This is a genomic window from Fulvivirga sp., from assembly GCF_040218215.1.
Lineage (GTDB): Bacteria > Bacteroidota > Bacteroidia > Cytophagales > Cyclobacteriaceae > Fulvivirga.
Window position 1 is genome coordinate 203,912 of sequence record NZ_JAVJQL010000014.1, and the last position, 15,435, is coordinate 219,346.

General features: G+C 38.9%; 15 protein-coding genes. 12 read left to right on the forward strand and 3 right to left on the reverse strand.

Annotation, left to right across the window (positions count from 1 at the left end):
* Position 1 precedes the first annotated feature (1 nt).
* The 10 genes from hisD to RIB54_RS09630 all read left to right on the forward strand — a co-directional run bounded on the left by hisD (position 2) and on the right by RIB54_RS09630 (position 8,283).
* The gene (gene hisD / locus RIB54_RS09585; protein WP_350100708.1) at positions 2 to 1,288 is read left to right on the forward strand and encodes a histidinol dehydrogenase; all 1,287 of its coding nucleotides are present in this window, start codon (positions 2 to 4) and stop codon (positions 1,286 to 1,288) included.
* A complete protein-coding gene (gene hisC, locus RIB54_RS09590) occupies positions 1,285 to 2,319 on the forward strand; it encodes a histidinol-phosphate transaminase (RefSeq protein ID WP_350100709.1) in 1,035 nt (344 codons plus the stop codon). Before hisD ends, hisC begins: the two co-directional genes overlap by 4 nt.
* Positions 2,316 to 3,416, forward strand: coding sequence for a bifunctional histidinol-phosphatase/imidazoleglycerol-phosphate dehydratase HisB (gene hisB / locus RIB54_RS09595; protein ID WP_350100711.1), 1,101 nt, complete (start codon positions 2,316 to 2,318; stop codon positions 3,414 to 3,416). Before hisC ends, hisB begins: the two co-directional genes overlap by 4 nt.
* Before the next feature lie 129 nt (positions 3,417 to 3,545).
* Positions 3,546 to 4,127 (forward strand): imidazole glycerol phosphate synthase subunit HisH, encoded by a 582-nt coding sequence (gene hisH / locus RIB54_RS09600; RefSeq protein ID WP_350100712.1) that lies wholly within the window; start codon positions 3,546 to 3,548, stop codon positions 4,125 to 4,127.
* Positions 4,124 to 4,846 (forward strand): 1-(5-phosphoribosyl)-5-[(5-phosphoribosylamino)methylideneamino]imidazole-4-carboxamide isomerase, encoded by a 723-nt coding sequence (hisA, locus tag RIB54_RS09605; RefSeq protein ID WP_350100713.1) that lies wholly within the window; start codon positions 4,124 to 4,126, stop codon positions 4,844 to 4,846. The genes hisH and hisA overlap by 4 nt, the downstream gene beginning before the upstream one ends.
* Positions 4,839 to 5,591, forward strand: coding sequence for an imidazole glycerol phosphate synthase subunit HisF (gene hisF, locus RIB54_RS09610; protein ID WP_350100714.1), 753 nt, complete (start codon positions 4,839 to 4,841; stop codon positions 5,589 to 5,591). The genes hisA and hisF overlap by 8 nt, the downstream gene beginning before the upstream one ends.
* A complete protein-coding gene (gene hisIE / locus RIB54_RS09615) occupies positions 5,588 to 6,190 on the forward strand; it encodes a bifunctional phosphoribosyl-AMP cyclohydrolase/phosphoribosyl-ATP diphosphatase HisIE (protein ID WP_350100715.1) in 603 nt (200 codons plus the stop codon). The genes hisF and hisIE overlap by 4 nt, the downstream gene beginning before the upstream one ends.
* Before the next feature lie 183 nt (positions 6,191 to 6,373).
* On the forward strand, positions 6,374 to 7,144 hold the full coding sequence (locus RIB54_RS09620; protein ID WP_350100716.1) for a DUF3108 domain-containing protein: 771 nt from the start codon (positions 6,374 to 6,376) through the stop codon (positions 7,142 to 7,144).
* Positions 7,145 to 7,156: 12 nt separating this feature from the next.
* Entirely contained in the window at positions 7,157 to 7,531 is a 375-nt protein-coding gene (locus RIB54_RS09625) for a hypothetical protein (protein WP_350066729.1), read from the forward strand.
* Positions 7,532 to 7,596: 65 nt separating this feature from the next.
* Positions 7,597 to 8,283 (forward strand): nitroreductase family protein, encoded by a 687-nt coding sequence (locus RIB54_RS09630; protein WP_350100717.1) that lies wholly within the window; start codon positions 7,597 to 7,599, stop codon positions 8,281 to 8,283.
* Here RIB54_RS09630 and RIB54_RS09635 read toward each other — a convergent pair whose 3' ends face one another.
* The gene (locus tag RIB54_RS09635; RefSeq protein WP_350100719.1) at positions 8,284 to 9,093 is read right to left on the reverse strand and encodes a hypothetical protein; all 810 of its coding nucleotides are present in this window, start codon (positions 9,091 to 9,093) and stop codon (positions 8,284 to 8,286) included.
* Between the two features lie 119 nt (positions 9,094 to 9,212).
* Here RIB54_RS09635 and RIB54_RS09640 point away from each other — a divergent pair, with 119 nt between their 5' ends.
* Positions 9,213 to 9,923, forward strand: a complete 711-nt coding sequence (locus RIB54_RS09640) for a YebC/PmpR family DNA-binding transcriptional regulator (RefSeq protein ID WP_350100720.1) — start codon at positions 9,213 to 9,215, stop codon at positions 9,921 to 9,923.
* 2 nt (positions 9,924 to 9,925) lie between these two features.
* Complete coding sequence (locus tag RIB54_RS09645) at positions 9,926 to 10,387, forward strand: hypothetical protein (RefSeq protein WP_350100721.1); 462 nt, start codon at positions 9,926 to 9,928, stop codon at positions 10,385 to 10,387.
* On the opposite strand, the gene RIB54_RS09650 is transcribed toward RIB54_RS09645, so the two are convergent.
* Entirely contained in the window at positions 10,384 to 11,865 is a 1,482-nt protein-coding gene (locus RIB54_RS09650; protein WP_350063194.1) for a dihydrolipoyl dehydrogenase family protein, read from the reverse strand. The two genes, RIB54_RS09645 and RIB54_RS09650, sit on opposite strands and share 4 nt — an antisense overlap.
* Positions 11,866 to 11,964: 99 nt before the next feature.
* Positions 11,965 to 15,216 carry a ligand-binding sensor domain-containing protein gene (locus tag RIB54_RS09655; RefSeq protein ID WP_350100723.1) on the reverse strand — a complete coding sequence of 1,084 codons (3,252 nt, stop codon included), beginning with the start codon at positions 15,214 to 15,216 and terminating at the stop codon, positions 11,965 to 11,967.
* Positions 15,217 to 15,435 lie beyond the last annotated feature (219 nt).

Here is a 15,435-nt window from a genome sequence, read left to right on the forward strand (position 1 = left end):
CATGCAAGTAATTGAAAACATATTCAACAAAGACATTTCGAAAGAACTTAAAAGACCTGAGCTAACAACGGACTTTCTTGAAAGTACTATTAAAAACATACTGCAACGTGTAAAAACATCCGGAGATGATGCATTGCTAAGCCTGACAGAACAATTTGATAAGGTGAAACTTAGCTCACTAAAATTATCTGATAAGGAAATACAAAATGCTGAGCAGCAAATTAGCCCAGAACTAAAAAGAGCAATAGGTGTAGCAAAGGTAAATATTGAAAAATTCCATGCTGCTCAAAAACGCAGCACAGCGGTAATTGAAACCATGCCTGGTGTCAGCTGCTGGAGAAAGTCAGTGGCCATCGAAAAAGTAGGCCTTTATATTCCAGGGGGTTCTGCTCCTTTATTCTCCACAGTATTAATGTTGGGAATTCCTGCAAAAATAGCTGGATGTAAACAAGTTGTCCTTTGCACCCCTCCTGACAAATCCGGCAAAGTTGATCCTGCTATTATTTATACTGCCAGTTTGGTGGGTATTACTGATATTTATACTGTTGGTGGAGCTCAAGCTATTGCCGCAATGGCCTATGGCACGGATACTATCCCTAAAGTAAATAAGGTTTTTGGCCCTGGAAACCAATATGTAACCAAAGCCAAACAAATGATCAACCTGGAAGGTGTGGCCATCGATATGCCAGCTGGTCCATCTGAGGTAGCTATAATAGCAGATGAGACAGCAAACCCTGCATTTATAGCCGCTGACTTACTATCTCAGGCTGAGCATGGGGCAGATAGCCAAGTGGTTTTGATTACCGATAGCAACAACTTGCTTGAGGACGTACTTAAGGCTATCGAGAATCAGGTGAATGACCTGCCAAGGAAGGAGATTGCTAAAGAATGCCTTTTACAAAGCAAAGCAGTGTTGGTTAAGGATATAGAAGAAGCCATTCAGGTCTCAAACATTTATGCCCCTGAACATTTGATAATTAACTGTCATGATGCGGAGTCTGTTGCAGAAAAAATAACTCAGGCAGGTTCCGTATTCATAGGGGCATATACTCCAGAATCGGCTGGTGACTATGCCTCAGGCACTAATCATACTTTACCAACCAATGGAGCTGCAAGTGCTTATAGTGGTGTATCACTGGATTCCTTTGTTAAGGAAATTACCTTTCAAAAAATAACTGAAAACGGCTTAAAAAATTTAGGCCCTATAGTAGAAATAATGGCTGAAGCTGAGCAATTGGTGGCACACAAAAATGCCGTTAGTATCAGGTTAAAAGAACTGCAACCATGAATCTGGAAAAGTTAGTTAGACCAAATATATTGGCCATGAAGGCTTATTCATCCGCTCGCGATGAATTTGAAGTGAACAACGAAGTTGTTTTGCTTGACGCCAATGAAAACCCATTTGCCTCTGATTGGAACAGATATCCTGATCCATATCAGAGAAAATTGAAAAAGGCCATTGCCGAATTAAAAGATATCAATGTCGAAAATATATTTCTTGGCAATGGAAGTGATGAGGCCATCGATTTGATATTTAGAATCTTTTGTGAGCCTGGCAAAGACAATATTATTGTTACTGATCCAACATATGGCATGTATGAGGTTTCTGCTGCCATCCAGAACATTGAAGTTAAAAAGGTACCATTGACTAAAGCCTTTGAGCTAGAAAGCGATAAAGTGCTTTCCGCTGTTAACGAAAATACAAAGTTGATTTTCCTGTGTAACCCCAATAACCCAACTGCCAATTTGCTCGATGAAAAACAGATCAAATATGTAGTTGATAATTTTGAGGGTATCGTGATTTTGGACGAAGCCTACATAGATTTCACTGATATGGAATCAAGTATTCAATGGTTAAATGATTACCCTAACCTGATCGTATTGCAGACTTTTTCCAAAGCATGGGGCATGGCTGGTATGCGATTGGGCATGGCATTTTCCAACCTTGGAATCATTCAGTTTTTCAATAAAGTAAAAGCACCTTACAACTTGAGCATACTCACTCAAAACAAGGCTTTGGAGCTAATCAAAAATAATAAGGAGAAAGTAAAATCGAACCTACAGGTGTTAGTTCAGGAGAGAGCAAAACTGATTGAAGCTCTTAACAAGTTCTCAATGGTAGAGCACATCTACCCTACTTCGACTAACTTTATTTTGGTGAGATTTACCAATCATAGCAGGGTTTTTAAAACCTTAGTTGAGGCAGGGTTAATTGTTAGGGATAGATCGAAAGCCCTGAATTGCGGGAACTGCTTAAGAATAACCGTTGGCACACCAAACGAAAATGAATTGTTAATTGATGTACTTAGTAAAATATGAAGAAGGTATTATTTATTGATAGAGATGGCACCATCATCTTAGAACCAGAAGATGAACAAATTGATAGTCTTGAAAAACTGGACTTCTACTCTGGGGTTATAAATTGGCTCAGGAAGATAATTGATTTGAAAGAATTTGAGATTGTAATGGTCACTAATCAGGATGGTTTGGGTACAGATTCTTTTCCAGAAGACACCTTTTGGCCAGCCCATAATAAAATGCTATCCATCTTAAAAAATGAAGGCATCTCTTTTGATGAAATCTTCATTGACAGATCATTTGAAGCAGATAAATCTCCTGACAGAAAGCCTGGCACCGGTATGCTGACAAAGTACCTCAATGGTTATGATTTGGAAAATTCCTTTGTTATTGGCGATCGACTTTCTGATGTACAATTAGCTAAAAACCTTGGCGCAAAGGGTATTTTGATTGACAATGGAAATAAAGAATTAAATGATTTAGATGAACACACTGCGCTGGTTACTGAAGATTGGTCAGACATCTATAAACTGCTTACTGAAAGAAAAGCTTCGGTTGTTAGAACCACAAAAGAAACAGATATTAAAGTAGCAATTAACCTTGATGGAAAAGGTCAGTCTTCTATAAATACAGGCCTGGCTTTCTTTGATCATATGTTGGACCAGCTCTCAAAGCACGGAATGATTGATCTTGATATAAATGTGAAGGGTGATTTGGAAGTTGATGAACACCATACCATAGAGGATACTGCCATTGCACTCGGTGAAGCATTTTACAAGGCGCTAGGCAATAAAAGAGGGATTTCAAGGTATGGCTTCACCATTCCTATGGATGACAGTCTGGCTCAGGTAGCCATTGATTTTGGAGGTCGTAACTGGATAGTTTGGGATGCGGAATTTAAAAGGGAAATGATAGGCAGCATGCCAACAGAGATGTTCTTTCACTTTTTCAAATCCTTTTCAGATGCCTCGAAAAGCAATTTGAACATTAAAGTAGAAGGCACCAATGAGCACCATAAGATTGAAGCCATATTCAAAGCATTTGCCAGGGCGATAAGAATGGCCATTAAAAGAGAAGAAGGAAATGATCAGTTGCCAACTACAAAGGGAGTTATTTAGAAAATAGACATGAGATTTAAGATATGAGACTTATAAGTTCTTCTAATACTATAGTATCAACATCTCAAATCGACTTTCTTGAGTTTTAGTCTTATGTCTAATTTCTAGCCTCTTACATCTAATTAAAAAATGAAAATAGCAATCATAAAATATAACGCAGGCAATACGCAGTCGGTGATATTTGCATTAAACAGGTTGGGCATTGAGCCAATATTGACTGATGATTTCGAGGAATTAAAGTCAGCTGACAAGGTGATTTTTCCAGGCGTAGGTGAAGCAAGCACAACTATGAAACACCTCAAGGAGCTACACTTGAACGAACTAATACCAGACCTCAAACAACCAGTATTGGGCATCTGCCTTGGCATGCAGTTAATGTGCAAGTACTCAGAAGAGAATGACACCGAATGCCTCGGAATATTTGACGCTCCCGTAGTTAAGTTCAAATCTGAAGATCATAAAATCCCGCATATGGGTTGGAATAATCTTGTTGATGCAGACAATGAGTTGTTCAAAACACTTCCTGACGATCATATGTATTTTGTGCATAGCTACTATGTACCTGTGTCAGCATATACGATAGCCAAAACAGATTACATTAATAACTTTTCAGCGGCCATTAAGAAAGATAATTTCTATGCCGTACAGTTTCACCCAGAGAAATCCGGAGCTCAAGGCTCACAAATTCTCAAGAACTTTATCGAATTATGAGGCTAATACCAGCAATTGATATTATTGATGGGCAGTGTGTCAGACTCTCCCAGGGACGCTATGCTACAAAAAAGGTCTATGAAAACAACCCTGTAGAAGTTGCCAAAAGATTTGAAGACTCAGGTATTAAATACCTGCATTTGGTAGATCTGGATGGTGCCAAAAAAGGGCAAATAACCAATTGGAAAGTATTGGAAAGCGTTGCAAATGAAACCAGCCTGACCATAGATTTTGGAGGTGGCATAAAGACTGATGAAGATATTGCAATTGCTTTTAATGCAGGTGCCGCTCAAATTACCTGTGGCAGTATTGCTGTTAAAAATCCACAGCAGGTGCTGGATTGGATATCAAAATATGGAGCCGATAAACTGATACTCGGTGCTGATGTAAAAGACAGAATGATTGCCACAGGTGGATGGATTGAAACTTCAGCCATTCAACTTGATGATCATATTGCTACATACCTTAAACACGGAATCAAAAGTGTGATTTGCACTGACATTGCCACAGATGGAATGTTGCGAGGGCCTAACCTGAATTTATATCAAGAGCTACTGACTTCATTTCCACAGCTTAAGTTGATAGCCAGTGGTGGGGTAAGTTCTATTGAGGATTTAAAAAACCTGAAAGAGGCCGGCTTATTTGGAGCCATCATAGGTAAGGCTATCTATGAAAATAAGATTAGTTTGAAGGAGTTAACAGATTTCAACAATGCTTAAAAAAAGAATAATTCCCTGCCTCGACATTAAGGATGGTCGCACGGTCAAAGGGGTCAATTTTGTTAACATCAGGGATGCTGGTGACCCTGTTGAGCTAGGTAAGCAATATGCTGAGCAAGGTGCCGATGAGTTGGTGTTTTTGGATATAACCGCCACTAATGAAGGTCGTAAGACCTTCATTGAACTTGTCAGGGACATTGCCAGGAATATTGATATCCCCTTTACAGTTGGTGGCGGAATATCGTCTGTTGAAGATGTTGGGCCATTGCTCACTTCTGGTGCCGATAAGATATCAGTTAATTCATCAGCCGTTAAGAACCCTGAACTCATCAACGAACTTGTAAATGCTTATGGCAGTCAATGCATTGTTGTTGCCATTGATGCTAATTTGATTGATGGTGACTGGGTAGTGCATACACATGGTGGCCGAAAACCAACAGATAAGAAACTCTGCGATTGGGCGAAAGAAGTTGAAAAGCGAGGTGCCGGAGAAATACTATTTACAAGCATGAATAATGACGGCACTAAGCAGGGCTTTGCCGTAGAAGCACTTCGGCAGCTCTCCGAAGTAGTAAGTATACCCATAATCGCATCTGGTGGTGCCGGCACCATGGGGCACTTTACTGAGGCCTTCATTGACGGGAAAGCTGATGCAGCTCTAGCTGCCAGTATCTTTCATTTCGGTGAAATACCTATCCCAAAACTAAAATCATATTTAAAAGAACAAAACATCCCTATCCGATGATTCAAATAAATAAAAAGCCAGATTTTTCAAAAGGACTTCTACCTGCTATTATTCAGGACTACTATTCTAAAAATGTGCTGATGCTTGGCTATATGAATGAAGAATCTTTTCAGCTCACCTTAAAAGAGGAAGTTGTCACCTTCTTTAGTCGCTCAAAAAACAGGCTGTGGAAGAAGGGCGAAACCTCTGGAAATTTCCTAAATGCTATATCTGTTGATATTGATTGCGATGCGGATACTATACTCATTAAAGCTATCCCGGAAGGGCCAACTTGTCACACTGGTACGGATACCTGTTTTGGGGAATTTAAAAATACATCCACCGATCTGGGTTTTCTAGAAAAGACCATTCAGGACAGGAAAAACAACCCTTCCGAAAGTTCATATACCAATAGTCTTCTTCAAAAAGGGATCAATAAAGTGGCCCAAAAGGTAGGTGAAGAAGCCGTTGAATTAGTGATTGAGGCAAAGGATGATAATGATGACCTATTTCTTAATGAGGGTGCTGACCTGATGTATCATTATTTGGTTTTGCTTGCCGCAAAAGGGTTTGAGTTGAATGATGTGATTAGTGTTTTGAGGGAAAGAGAGAAGAATTAGTCTACACTCTCTTCCTGCTGGTCCATAACTAAAACCCTTTAATTCCAAATAAAAACTATGTTTTAATCGATGTTACCTTACTTAAAAAAATAAATATTCCTCAATGAAAAAAACATAGGAATAATGTGCTGAAAATGTATCTACATTTGCAATTGCTTCCATTCTCAAGGAAGTACAAAACCCATGAAACATGTATTGGTCTTAGGACTAAGTCTTGCCATTTCTTTATTAGGATTTTGCCAGGAAAATATCACCATTGCCGGAGGAGAAAAACTTGTTTTTAACGCCTCTTATAGCATGAGTGGTTTGATGACCCAACTTGCGCAGGTAACAATGGAAACAGCTGATATCAAGACATCTTCGGCTACCCTTCTACATTTAAAATGTACAGCCGTTACTTTTAGCAAATGGGATTCCTTCTTTAAAATTCGGGATCTATATGAATCTTATGTAAATCCTAAGAACCTAAAGCCAGTGATGCATAAGCGAGACATTGAAGAAGGCACTTATAAAAAGCAAATGAAATATGTTTTTAATAGCAAGACTGGAACAGTGAAGATCACATCCTCCAAGCCCAATAAGCCAACAAAAGAAACTCAACCGAAAATCACCCCTTCTACTATTGATGTTGTGTCATTGCTTTATCAAGTAAGAACTACTGATTTTTCAGCAATACCCGTTGGCGGCACTAAATCTTTTACCCTTCTTTTCGATGAGAAAGAACTTGCCGTTAACATCAAATTACTTGGGAAAGAGGTGATGAATTCTGGGCCATTAGGCAAAAAGGAATGTTATAAATTATCAGTATCTGCCAAAACCGATAAGCTTAAAGGAAAAGATCAGAACCTGATGTGGTTAACCACTGATAGAAGCAGAATGCCCGTTTATATGAAATTTAATATTCCTGTAGGCACAGGCGAGTTAATACTTAAATCTGTAGCGTCTCCTAAATAAAACTTTACCATCATGAAAAAATTCCTATTCGTTACCAGTATCATTTTTATTGCAATAAGTATTGCATTTTTATACCTGCCATTAGGAACTATAGGCCTTATTCCTTCAATCATAGCACTAATATTAAGTCTGATAGTATTTTTTATCTCTGCAAAAGGTGAAGAACAAAAAAAGCCAAAAGTTTTATTGGCAATATCCATCTTGACTATTGCCATCATTATCGGAAAATCAACATTTATTGAAGAAGAAATAGCTGTTGATAAGGCCTTTGAAGAAAAGATGGAACAATCAGAAGAGGAAAATATCCAAGAATTAGAGAATGAGTTGGAAGACCTTGATCTTGAAGGATTTGACCTTGAAGAAGATAGTCTTGAAATACAAGAGTAATCAGAAAGCCACATTTGTCTCGTCTCTTACAACTTACTTTTTAAAGAAGTCAGTATTATTGTGACATGGCAAAAACTAAGATGATTGATGGCTTTGAATATGAAGCTTATAGCAAAGAAACTTATGATGAAAATGAGTGTGTTGCTAGAAGCAAACGTTTTCTAGATTGGATTGATAAAAGACGGACCGTAAGGGAATTCTCTGACAAGCCCATACCTAAAGAAGTCATTGACAATATCTTAAAATCTGCCTCCACTGCCCCATCTGGAGCGCACAAGCAGCCCTGGACTTTCTGTGTGGTAAGCAACCCTGAACTCAAGCAAAAGATAAGAGAGGCGGCTGAAAAAGAAGAGTTTGATAGCTATAATGGGCGAATGAGCGAAGACTGGCTTAAAGACTTAGAACCGCTTGGCACTGACTGGCACAAACCATTCCTCGAAATTGCCCCTTACCTGATCATAGTTTTTAAGAAAGCCTATGACTTTGATAAAGATGGTAAGAAAAAGAACAACTACTATGTCAATGAGTCAGTTGGTTTGGCTGCTGGGTTTCTACTTACAGCCATTCACGATGCAGGTTTAGTGGCACTTACTCACACGCCAAGTCCCATGAACTTTCTCACTAAACTTTTGGAGCGACCTGAAAATGAAAGGCCCTATTTATTGATACCAGTCGGCTATCCTGTTGAGGAAACCTATGTGCCTAAACTAGGGCGTAAGCCTTTAAAAGATATTGCAGTATTTTATGAGTAATTAGAGGTCCAACAAATCCCCAAACTCCTCAACATCAAACTTGATATCATCTTCACCGATCTGGTCAAATGGATTTTCTAGGTGACCTTGGATATTATCAAGACTTACCAGAATAAAACTGAAAATCACAGGCATTACATATTCAAGTCCGTGAGAGTATTTCTCGGCTACTGAAACAAAGTATGGCGCATAAATAAGTGGGAATGTATATATAAAAACCTTGCTGTAGGCGCGCAGTGTGATTGGTGTTCTATAATGCCAGAAAACCTTGAGATTCTCAACGGATGTTAAAATTTTACTAGAATATTGATTAATCCTCGACATTTCACCAGCCTGCAGGTCATAGTCCCTGAGCTTTTGAAGCAAGGCTGACAGTTCTGACATTTTAATGTAAATGTTCTTCTCTGCGCTATTTTCCTTATCATGTTCAGCAACAAAAAATTCCCTGATAGAGGAATATACATCGAGCAAATGTGCTTTAACATCTGCCTTATAGGCCGCATCGTTAGGTGTCCAGTCTTTTACAGCATGATAAATTGACATGGCATGCGCCTTAAAATCACCCAATAAACCAAGGGCACGCTCCCTCCTTTTATAGGCGCTGTCAATGGAAAACACAACAGGAAAAACTATAGCTATGGCTACAAGTGTTAATGGAAATTCAGCTTCAATGTTATAATAATCACAAAGCCAGGTACCAGCAACAGCTAAAAAAGTAATGATAAAAGTTTTGTAATTAATAATGAGCGCGATGCTCCTGAATACTCTCATAAACCCATTTTTATAGGCGAATATAGAAAATATTGCCATGTTAAGAAATTGTTAAGTTGCTCAAATAAGAGTAAAAAATGGAAATAACTTTATCCTCTACAATAGGCTTACATAAATGAGGGGATTTATATATTTTTGTCGCACATTAAATTTTGATTATGGGAAGAGCATTTGAATATAGAAGAGCTGCAAAAGAAAAGCGTTGGGACAAAATGTCTAAGATATTTCCAAAATTGGCAAAAGCGGTAACTGTTGCTGCCAAAGAAGGTGGAACGGATCCCGACATGAATGCCAAGCTAAGAACTGCTATTCAGAATGCGAAGGCTGAAAACATGCCTAAAGACAATATTGAAGCAGCTATTAAAAGAGCGGAGGGCAAAGATGCAGCAGCTTACCTTGAAATCAACTATGAAGGCAAGGGCCCGCACGGAGTTTTGGTTTTTGTAGAATGCGCCACTGACAACCCAAACAGAACTGTGGCTAATGTAAAGTCTTACTTCAGTAAAGCTGGTGGTGGATTGGTACCTACTGGCTCATTGGAGTTCATGTTCTCAAGAAAAGCTGTATTCGAATTTGATAAACCTGAAGGCATAGACCTTGAAGAACTGGAGCTGGAGCTTATTGATGCCGGAGTGGAAGAAATAGAAGTGGATGGAGAAACTGTTTATGTATATGGAGATTATACTAACTTCGGTAATCTATCTACTGCATTGGAAGAGAAAGGTATAGAGCCAAATAAGTCTACGCTAAAAAGATATGCCAACTCTCCTGTGGAATTCACAGAGGAACAGCTGGAAGAGATTGAAAAGATGATAGACAAAATAGAGGATGATGACGATGTGCAGGCAGCTTATACTAACATAGCCTAACTATGGAAAACTCCTCAGCCAAACAAAAATTTAAAGTAATTCAACTGGTATACATGGCCATGCTGGTGCCCATGATTGTTTTTTCTGGATTTGTCTATTACACCAACTTCACCTCAGGAAATATTGCCAGTCAGGAGCCTGACATCTGGCTTTATCTTCCTTTTGGGCTTATGCTTATTGCAATTCTTATGGCAAGGCCATTATATACAAAAGCCCTTCAGAAGACTGAGGAGAAAACGCTTGATCAGAAACTTTCTGCTTTGATGACGGCACTAATTATAAGAATGGCGCCCTTTGAAGCAGCAGGGTTATTGGCCGCTGTCAGTGCATTTATTACTGGTAACAATACCATACTGCTACTTGTACTGATCATATTAATCCAGTTTTATACTAACAGGCCTACGCTCTTAAAAGTAGAGAATGACTTGAAAATCAGCAGGGAAGAAATAGATAGTATTCGTTAGAAAATTATGTTTTCATAAACCCCTTCACAACAGGTTCTGCATGACAGCTGACCTGTAAGCGCACTTGGCTTAAACATGGATTTACCCATCAGCATTCTCACACATTCCTGAATACCTTCTGTAATGGAAGGATGAGGATGAACACATTCTGCTAATTCTTCAATGCCTTTGTCCATACTTATTAATAATGCCACCGCTTGTATTGCACTGGAGGCGTGATTACCAACCACACGCATACCAAGAATCTTCATATCATCATCATTGGTCACCAGCAGCTTAATAAACCCTTGCGTGTTACGCTTTGCTATAGCCCTGGGTATGCATGAATAATCAAGAGTTACCACTCTGTAAGCTAATTTTTTTTCCTTTGCCTGGTTCTCATTAAGCCCCACCCCGGCAACTTCGGGGTGCAGAAACATGATGGTAGAAATATTCTCATAAACCAGCTTGCGCTGAGGTTTGCCAAATATCTTTTCTACGGCATGGCGTCCTTCCAACTCCCCAACATTAACCAATGCAATATCCGCTGTGATGTCCCCTACCGCAAAAATGTTAGAAACACTGGTTTGGGTTTCATTATCCTCAATCCCCCTTTTGTTCAATGTTATTGGCACTGCATCCGACCAAAGCTTTTCATAGTTTGGCACTCTACCTACCGATACAAGCGCCTTTTCTACATTAAAAACCTCTTTACTGCCATCATCATATTCAAGTTCATACCTTACTCTGCCATCTACAACTTCCATTTTTATAAGCTGCGAATTGCGATGTATGAGCACTCCTTTACTTTCCATATTCCGCTCAATGACACTTACTACATCATCATCCTCAAATGGAAGTATTCTATCCCCTTTATCAATCAGGTGAACTTTTGTTTTACCAAAGCCGGAAAATATAGTAGCGTATTCACAACCGATAACACCAGCACCGAGTATCACCATGCTTTCAGGAAAGTCGTCCATCCTTTCAATACCCTCGCTGGTCAATATTACCTTCTCATCAATAGGTATTTCAGGGAGTTTTCTTGGCCTGCTACCAGTGGCTAGAATTATATAATCGGCATATACTGTTGTTGTGCCATCTTTACTTTCAATTTCAATCTCGTGCTCATTGATTAGCTTAGCACTGCCAATTTTAAATTCTAACAAATCAGCAAATTGTGAGGATTGAATAAGATTCATATGCTCCATGAGCATTGTCTTTCGCTGCTCTACCGCACTGTTGACTTCAGCTTGTATCTCCTTAAAGTTTACATCTGGTGCCTTTAGGTTAAAGTTTTTTAACCGCTTATTAAAAGATTGAGTCTCTCGGGAAATCTCCCACCAGGTTTTAGACGATAATGCCCCATTGGTCACCCCCGCTCCGCCTACGACATTTCTTTCTACCAGTAATACCTTTTTCTTAAAATCAAGTGCTCGCATGGCAGCTGCATAACCTGACGGTCCAGCTCCTATAACAACGAGATCATATTTATTCATAACCTAAAGCCAATTTGTAGATTTTAAATATAACCAATATTTGGGCAATTCCTAAGTCCTTAAATAGGATGAATTATACTCTTTTTCCTGATGATGGACTCAGTATTTAGAATGGTTAAAAAGGGTAAGTTTAAAAGTAGTCTTACCACCTTTCAAAGCGTTTTGTGTCAGTTCAATAGTGCTTTTTAAAACTTTTGTAGCGGTTCTTACTGTGTACAATCCCAACCCGGCACTGCTGATATTGTCATTGCCCACAAAAAACATATCAAAGATTCGCTGTGTCTGATCTTCTTTAATGCCAATGCCCCAATCAGTCACATTGAGAATCAAAGTGCCATCTTCTTCTTTATATCCCTCCACCAGAATGTCTGCCTTTTTATCAGGGTGTCTGAATTTAATGGCATTGTCAAACAACTGATAAAGAATAATCTCCAAAGTGTCCTGACTGCTAACAACACCCAGACCTTCGGGTATCTTTACTGACACATTGTATAAATCCTTAAGAGGTGAAGTTTTGAATTTATGAAGTGCATTGTTTATGGCAATTTCAATATTCACATTTGTATAAATCAGGTCCGAGGTTTTGAGTCTTACCACGTTAATTAGCCTGTAGAAGATATCGTTCATTTCCTCGGCCGTTCCGTTAAGCAGACCCACAAGATTCAATACATTACTGTCATTGGTCTGCATTTTAATGAGATGGCTCAGCCCTTGTAACCTTGCTATTGGCCCTCTTATATCATGCACAGACCGGTAAATGAAAGTATCAAGCTCCTTATTAACATCCAACAGTTCGTCATAGGTTTCTTTAAGCTCATGGGTACGCTGCTCAACAATTTCCTCAAGTTTAGTATTCACCTTTTTAAGCTCATCATGCTGCTTTTCTATTTGTAACCTTTGCGCATCTATTTCCTCGTTCTGAGTCTCAATCTCCTCTTTCTTCTGCAATATTTCCATGGTACGCTCGGCCACCAGCTTTTCAAGCCTTGCCCTGGTTCTTTTTAAGGAAGATACCCTGAGATTATAAATCAGCACAACAATTGCGAAAACCGTTAGAATAGAAAAGACTATGAACCAAGTGGTTTGATAGAAAGCGGGTTTTATCCTAAAACTCACTATTGCACCTTCCTCATTCCAGATCTTATCATTGTTGGCAGCTATAACCTTAAACACATAATCTCCTGGCGGCAGGTTGGTATAGCTGGTTTCACGCTCACCTTTCGATATTATCCAGTCGTCATCATACCCTACCAACTGATATTTATATTGATTTTTTGAGGGGTAGCGATAGCTCAAACTAGCGAAGCTAATGCCAATCCTATTCTTACCTGCCGGCACCACTATGTCTTTATCCAGATTATAGGGCTCATCATTGACTTTAAAGAATTCAACCACAACTGGAGGCCTTATCTCATTTACTTTAATCTGATTAGGATCGATAACTTCCACACCAAATTGTGTGGCAAACCACAGTTTACCATCATTTGCTCTGATACTGGCAGCAGAAGAAGTGGCAGCGGTAGCTTTTATACCATCACTGCGATCATAAGCGATTGAGTTTACAGACCCAATTTTACCATCGCAAAAGTCATCCAGCTCTGACTTGAGCACTTTAAAAACACTTACATTCTTCTGATTGGTTGTAAACCAAAAGTAGCCGTCATCATCTTCAAGTATTTGAAAAACAGTATTACTGTTAAGGCCATTCTTGGTGGTTATAATCTTAAATTCACCATTCTTAAAACGGGTAATTCCGGCATTTCCTAAAATCCACAACGTGTTCTCTTTATCTGTGTAGGTCTTAAATACAAAGTCTCCTACCAGGCCGTCTTCATAATTGTATTTGGTAAACTTACCATGATCATAATAATTCAAGCCGCTTCTTGTGCCTATCCAAAAGTTGCCCTTTGCATCTTCACTAATGCTCATGATATACCCATGACTCAGGCCTTCTTGAGCGGTTAGGTTAAAGTGAGTACCATTCTTAAAGTCAAAAACGGTGATACCATTGACCGTTCCAGCCCAAATTCTTTCCTGAGAATCTTCAAAAAGTACCCGGACATTGTCATCGATGAGTTCCTGCTCTGCTGTGATTACTTCATATTTGCCGCCCTTATATATGATTAAACCTCGTTGCGAGCCAACGTACAAGGTGCCATCGCTACTTAATATTCCGGTCTTTAGTTTACTCGAAACTTCCTTTATTCGATCATCGAAAGTTCTCAGCTTATTGGTCTTGGTATTTACTTCGCTTACCCCCTCCTCATAAACTAAAATGTAATCATCACTGGTTTTCTGAATAATTGAATGAACGGTATAAGGCTCAGTTGGGCCAATAGAGTAATCGCAATAATTGGTGAATTTTCCTTCCCAGAATTTATAAAGGCCACCCCTGTAGGTCGATGCCCAAATATTCCCTTCGCTGTCTTCAAGAAGCGAAGTTATGTCCCTGCCGGAAATAGGGTGTTGATCTGAAAAGTATTCTACCTTGCCATTTCTCGTTCGGCAAAAGCCATTATAGCTCCCAATCCACAACCATCCATTATCACTCATCTGTGAAGAGTTAACTACCTTGCCTTTTAGGCCATCCTTTTGAGATATAGTGGAAATACGACCATCATCAATAATATTCAAGCCTTCAGTTCCACCTATATAAATTTTGCCTTTTTGAAATTTTACATAATTGTTTTGGTTACTTAACAGACCACTTTCAACAGTAAAGTGATTAAGTATTGTATTTTGGTAAAGCTCATAGACACCATCTTCATTGGTAAGCACCCAAAGGTGATTTTTAGCATCGACAGTGAGGCTAACAAGGTACTTGTTTTTCAGGACTCTTGGTAAGCCGTCATTGGTAAAAACAGAATCTCTTTTATAGACCAAACCTTCGCTGGTTGCCACATATAAAATGCTGTCAGCTCCTTGAGCAAAACTCTCCGCGAAATTGCTGGGCAAGCCATTTTCTACGGTGTAAATATTTACCTGTTCATTCTTAATAGAAACAATTCCATTACCACTGGTGGCAGCCCAAATGGCACCATCCAAATCTTCATAAATGAAGGTGAAAGAGTTGTTTACAATTTGAGCATGTGTGTACGAACTGTAGGTATAAAACTCAACACCATTGAAGCGTGTCACCCCACCATAGGAGGCAAACCAAATGTAACCATCCCTTGATTGAAGCAGATTGATTACCGCATTATCAGGAAGCCCTTCATCACTCGACCAATGTTCATAATTGTACTGATCTGGCGTCTTATTTGGGTTAAGAAATAGCTGGGAATAAACGGGTGTTGCTGAATAAAAATAGAGCAAAAAAGCAACGGCTATATAGGTCCTAAATTTTGTCAAAAGTTCAGCTAACCATGATAAGGAGTTTAATGAATATAATATTAAAATATCAATAAGAGAACAGTTTATTGATGATTATGCTCATTTATTTCAGCCATCTTGATTTAGCCTAATTATATATAAATTAATTTATTAAAAATATCAAGCTGTCAAATTTCATTGAAGTATTACTTTTATATAAGAAATTAATCCACTGATTTTCAGTAGAATAAATATTAA

Bases quoted from the DNA above. Each gene is read 5' to 3' on its own strand.
- hisA (WP_350100713.1), top strand. From the start codon at position 4,124: ATGAGGCTAATACCAGCAATTGATATTATTGATGGGCAGTGTGTCAGA.
- hisC (WP_350100709.1), top strand. From the start codon at position 1,285: ATGAATCTGGAAAAGTTAGTTAGACCAAATATATTGGCCATGAAGGCT.
- RIB54_RS09645 (WP_350100721.1), top strand. From the start codon at position 9,926: ATGGAAAACTCCTCAGCCAAACAAAAATTTAAAGTAATTCAACTGGTA.
- RIB54_RS09630 (WP_350100717.1), top strand. From the start codon at position 7,597: ATGGCAAAAACTAAGATGATTGATGGCTTTGAATATGAAGCTTATAGC.
- RIB54_RS09625 (WP_350066729.1), top strand. From the start codon at position 7,157: ATGAAAAAATTCCTATTCGTTACCAGTATCATTTTTATTGCAATAAGT.
- hisD (WP_350100708.1), top strand. From the start codon at position 2: ATGCAAGTAATTGAAAACATATTCAACAAAGACATTTCGAAAGAACTT.
- hisH (WP_350100712.1), top strand. From the start codon at position 3,546: ATGAAAATAGCAATCATAAAATATAACGCAGGCAATACGCAGTCGGTG.
- hisF (WP_350100714.1), top strand. From the start codon at position 4,839: ATGCTTAAAAAAAGAATAATTCCCTGCCTCGACATTAAGGATGGTCGC.
- hisIE (WP_350100715.1), top strand. From the start codon at position 5,588: ATGATTCAAATAAATAAAAAGCCAGATTTTTCAAAAGGACTTCTACCT.
- RIB54_RS09650 (WP_350063194.1), bottom strand. From the start codon at position 11,865: ATGAATAAATATGATCTCGTTGTTATAGGAGCTGGACCGTCAGGTTAT.
- RIB54_RS09635 (WP_350100719.1), bottom strand. From the start codon at position 9,093: ATGGCAATATTTTCTATATTCGCCTATAAAAATGGGTTTATGAGAGTA.
- hisB (WP_350100711.1), top strand. From the start codon at position 2,316: ATGAAGAAGGTATTATTTATTGATAGAGATGGCACCATCATCTTAGAA.
- RIB54_RS09620 (WP_350100716.1), top strand. From the start codon at position 6,374: ATGAAACATGTATTGGTCTTAGGACTAAGTCTTGCCATTTCTTTATTA.
- RIB54_RS09640 (WP_350100720.1), top strand. From the start codon at position 9,213: ATGGGAAGAGCATTTGAATATAGAAGAGCTGCAAAAGAAAAGCGTTGG.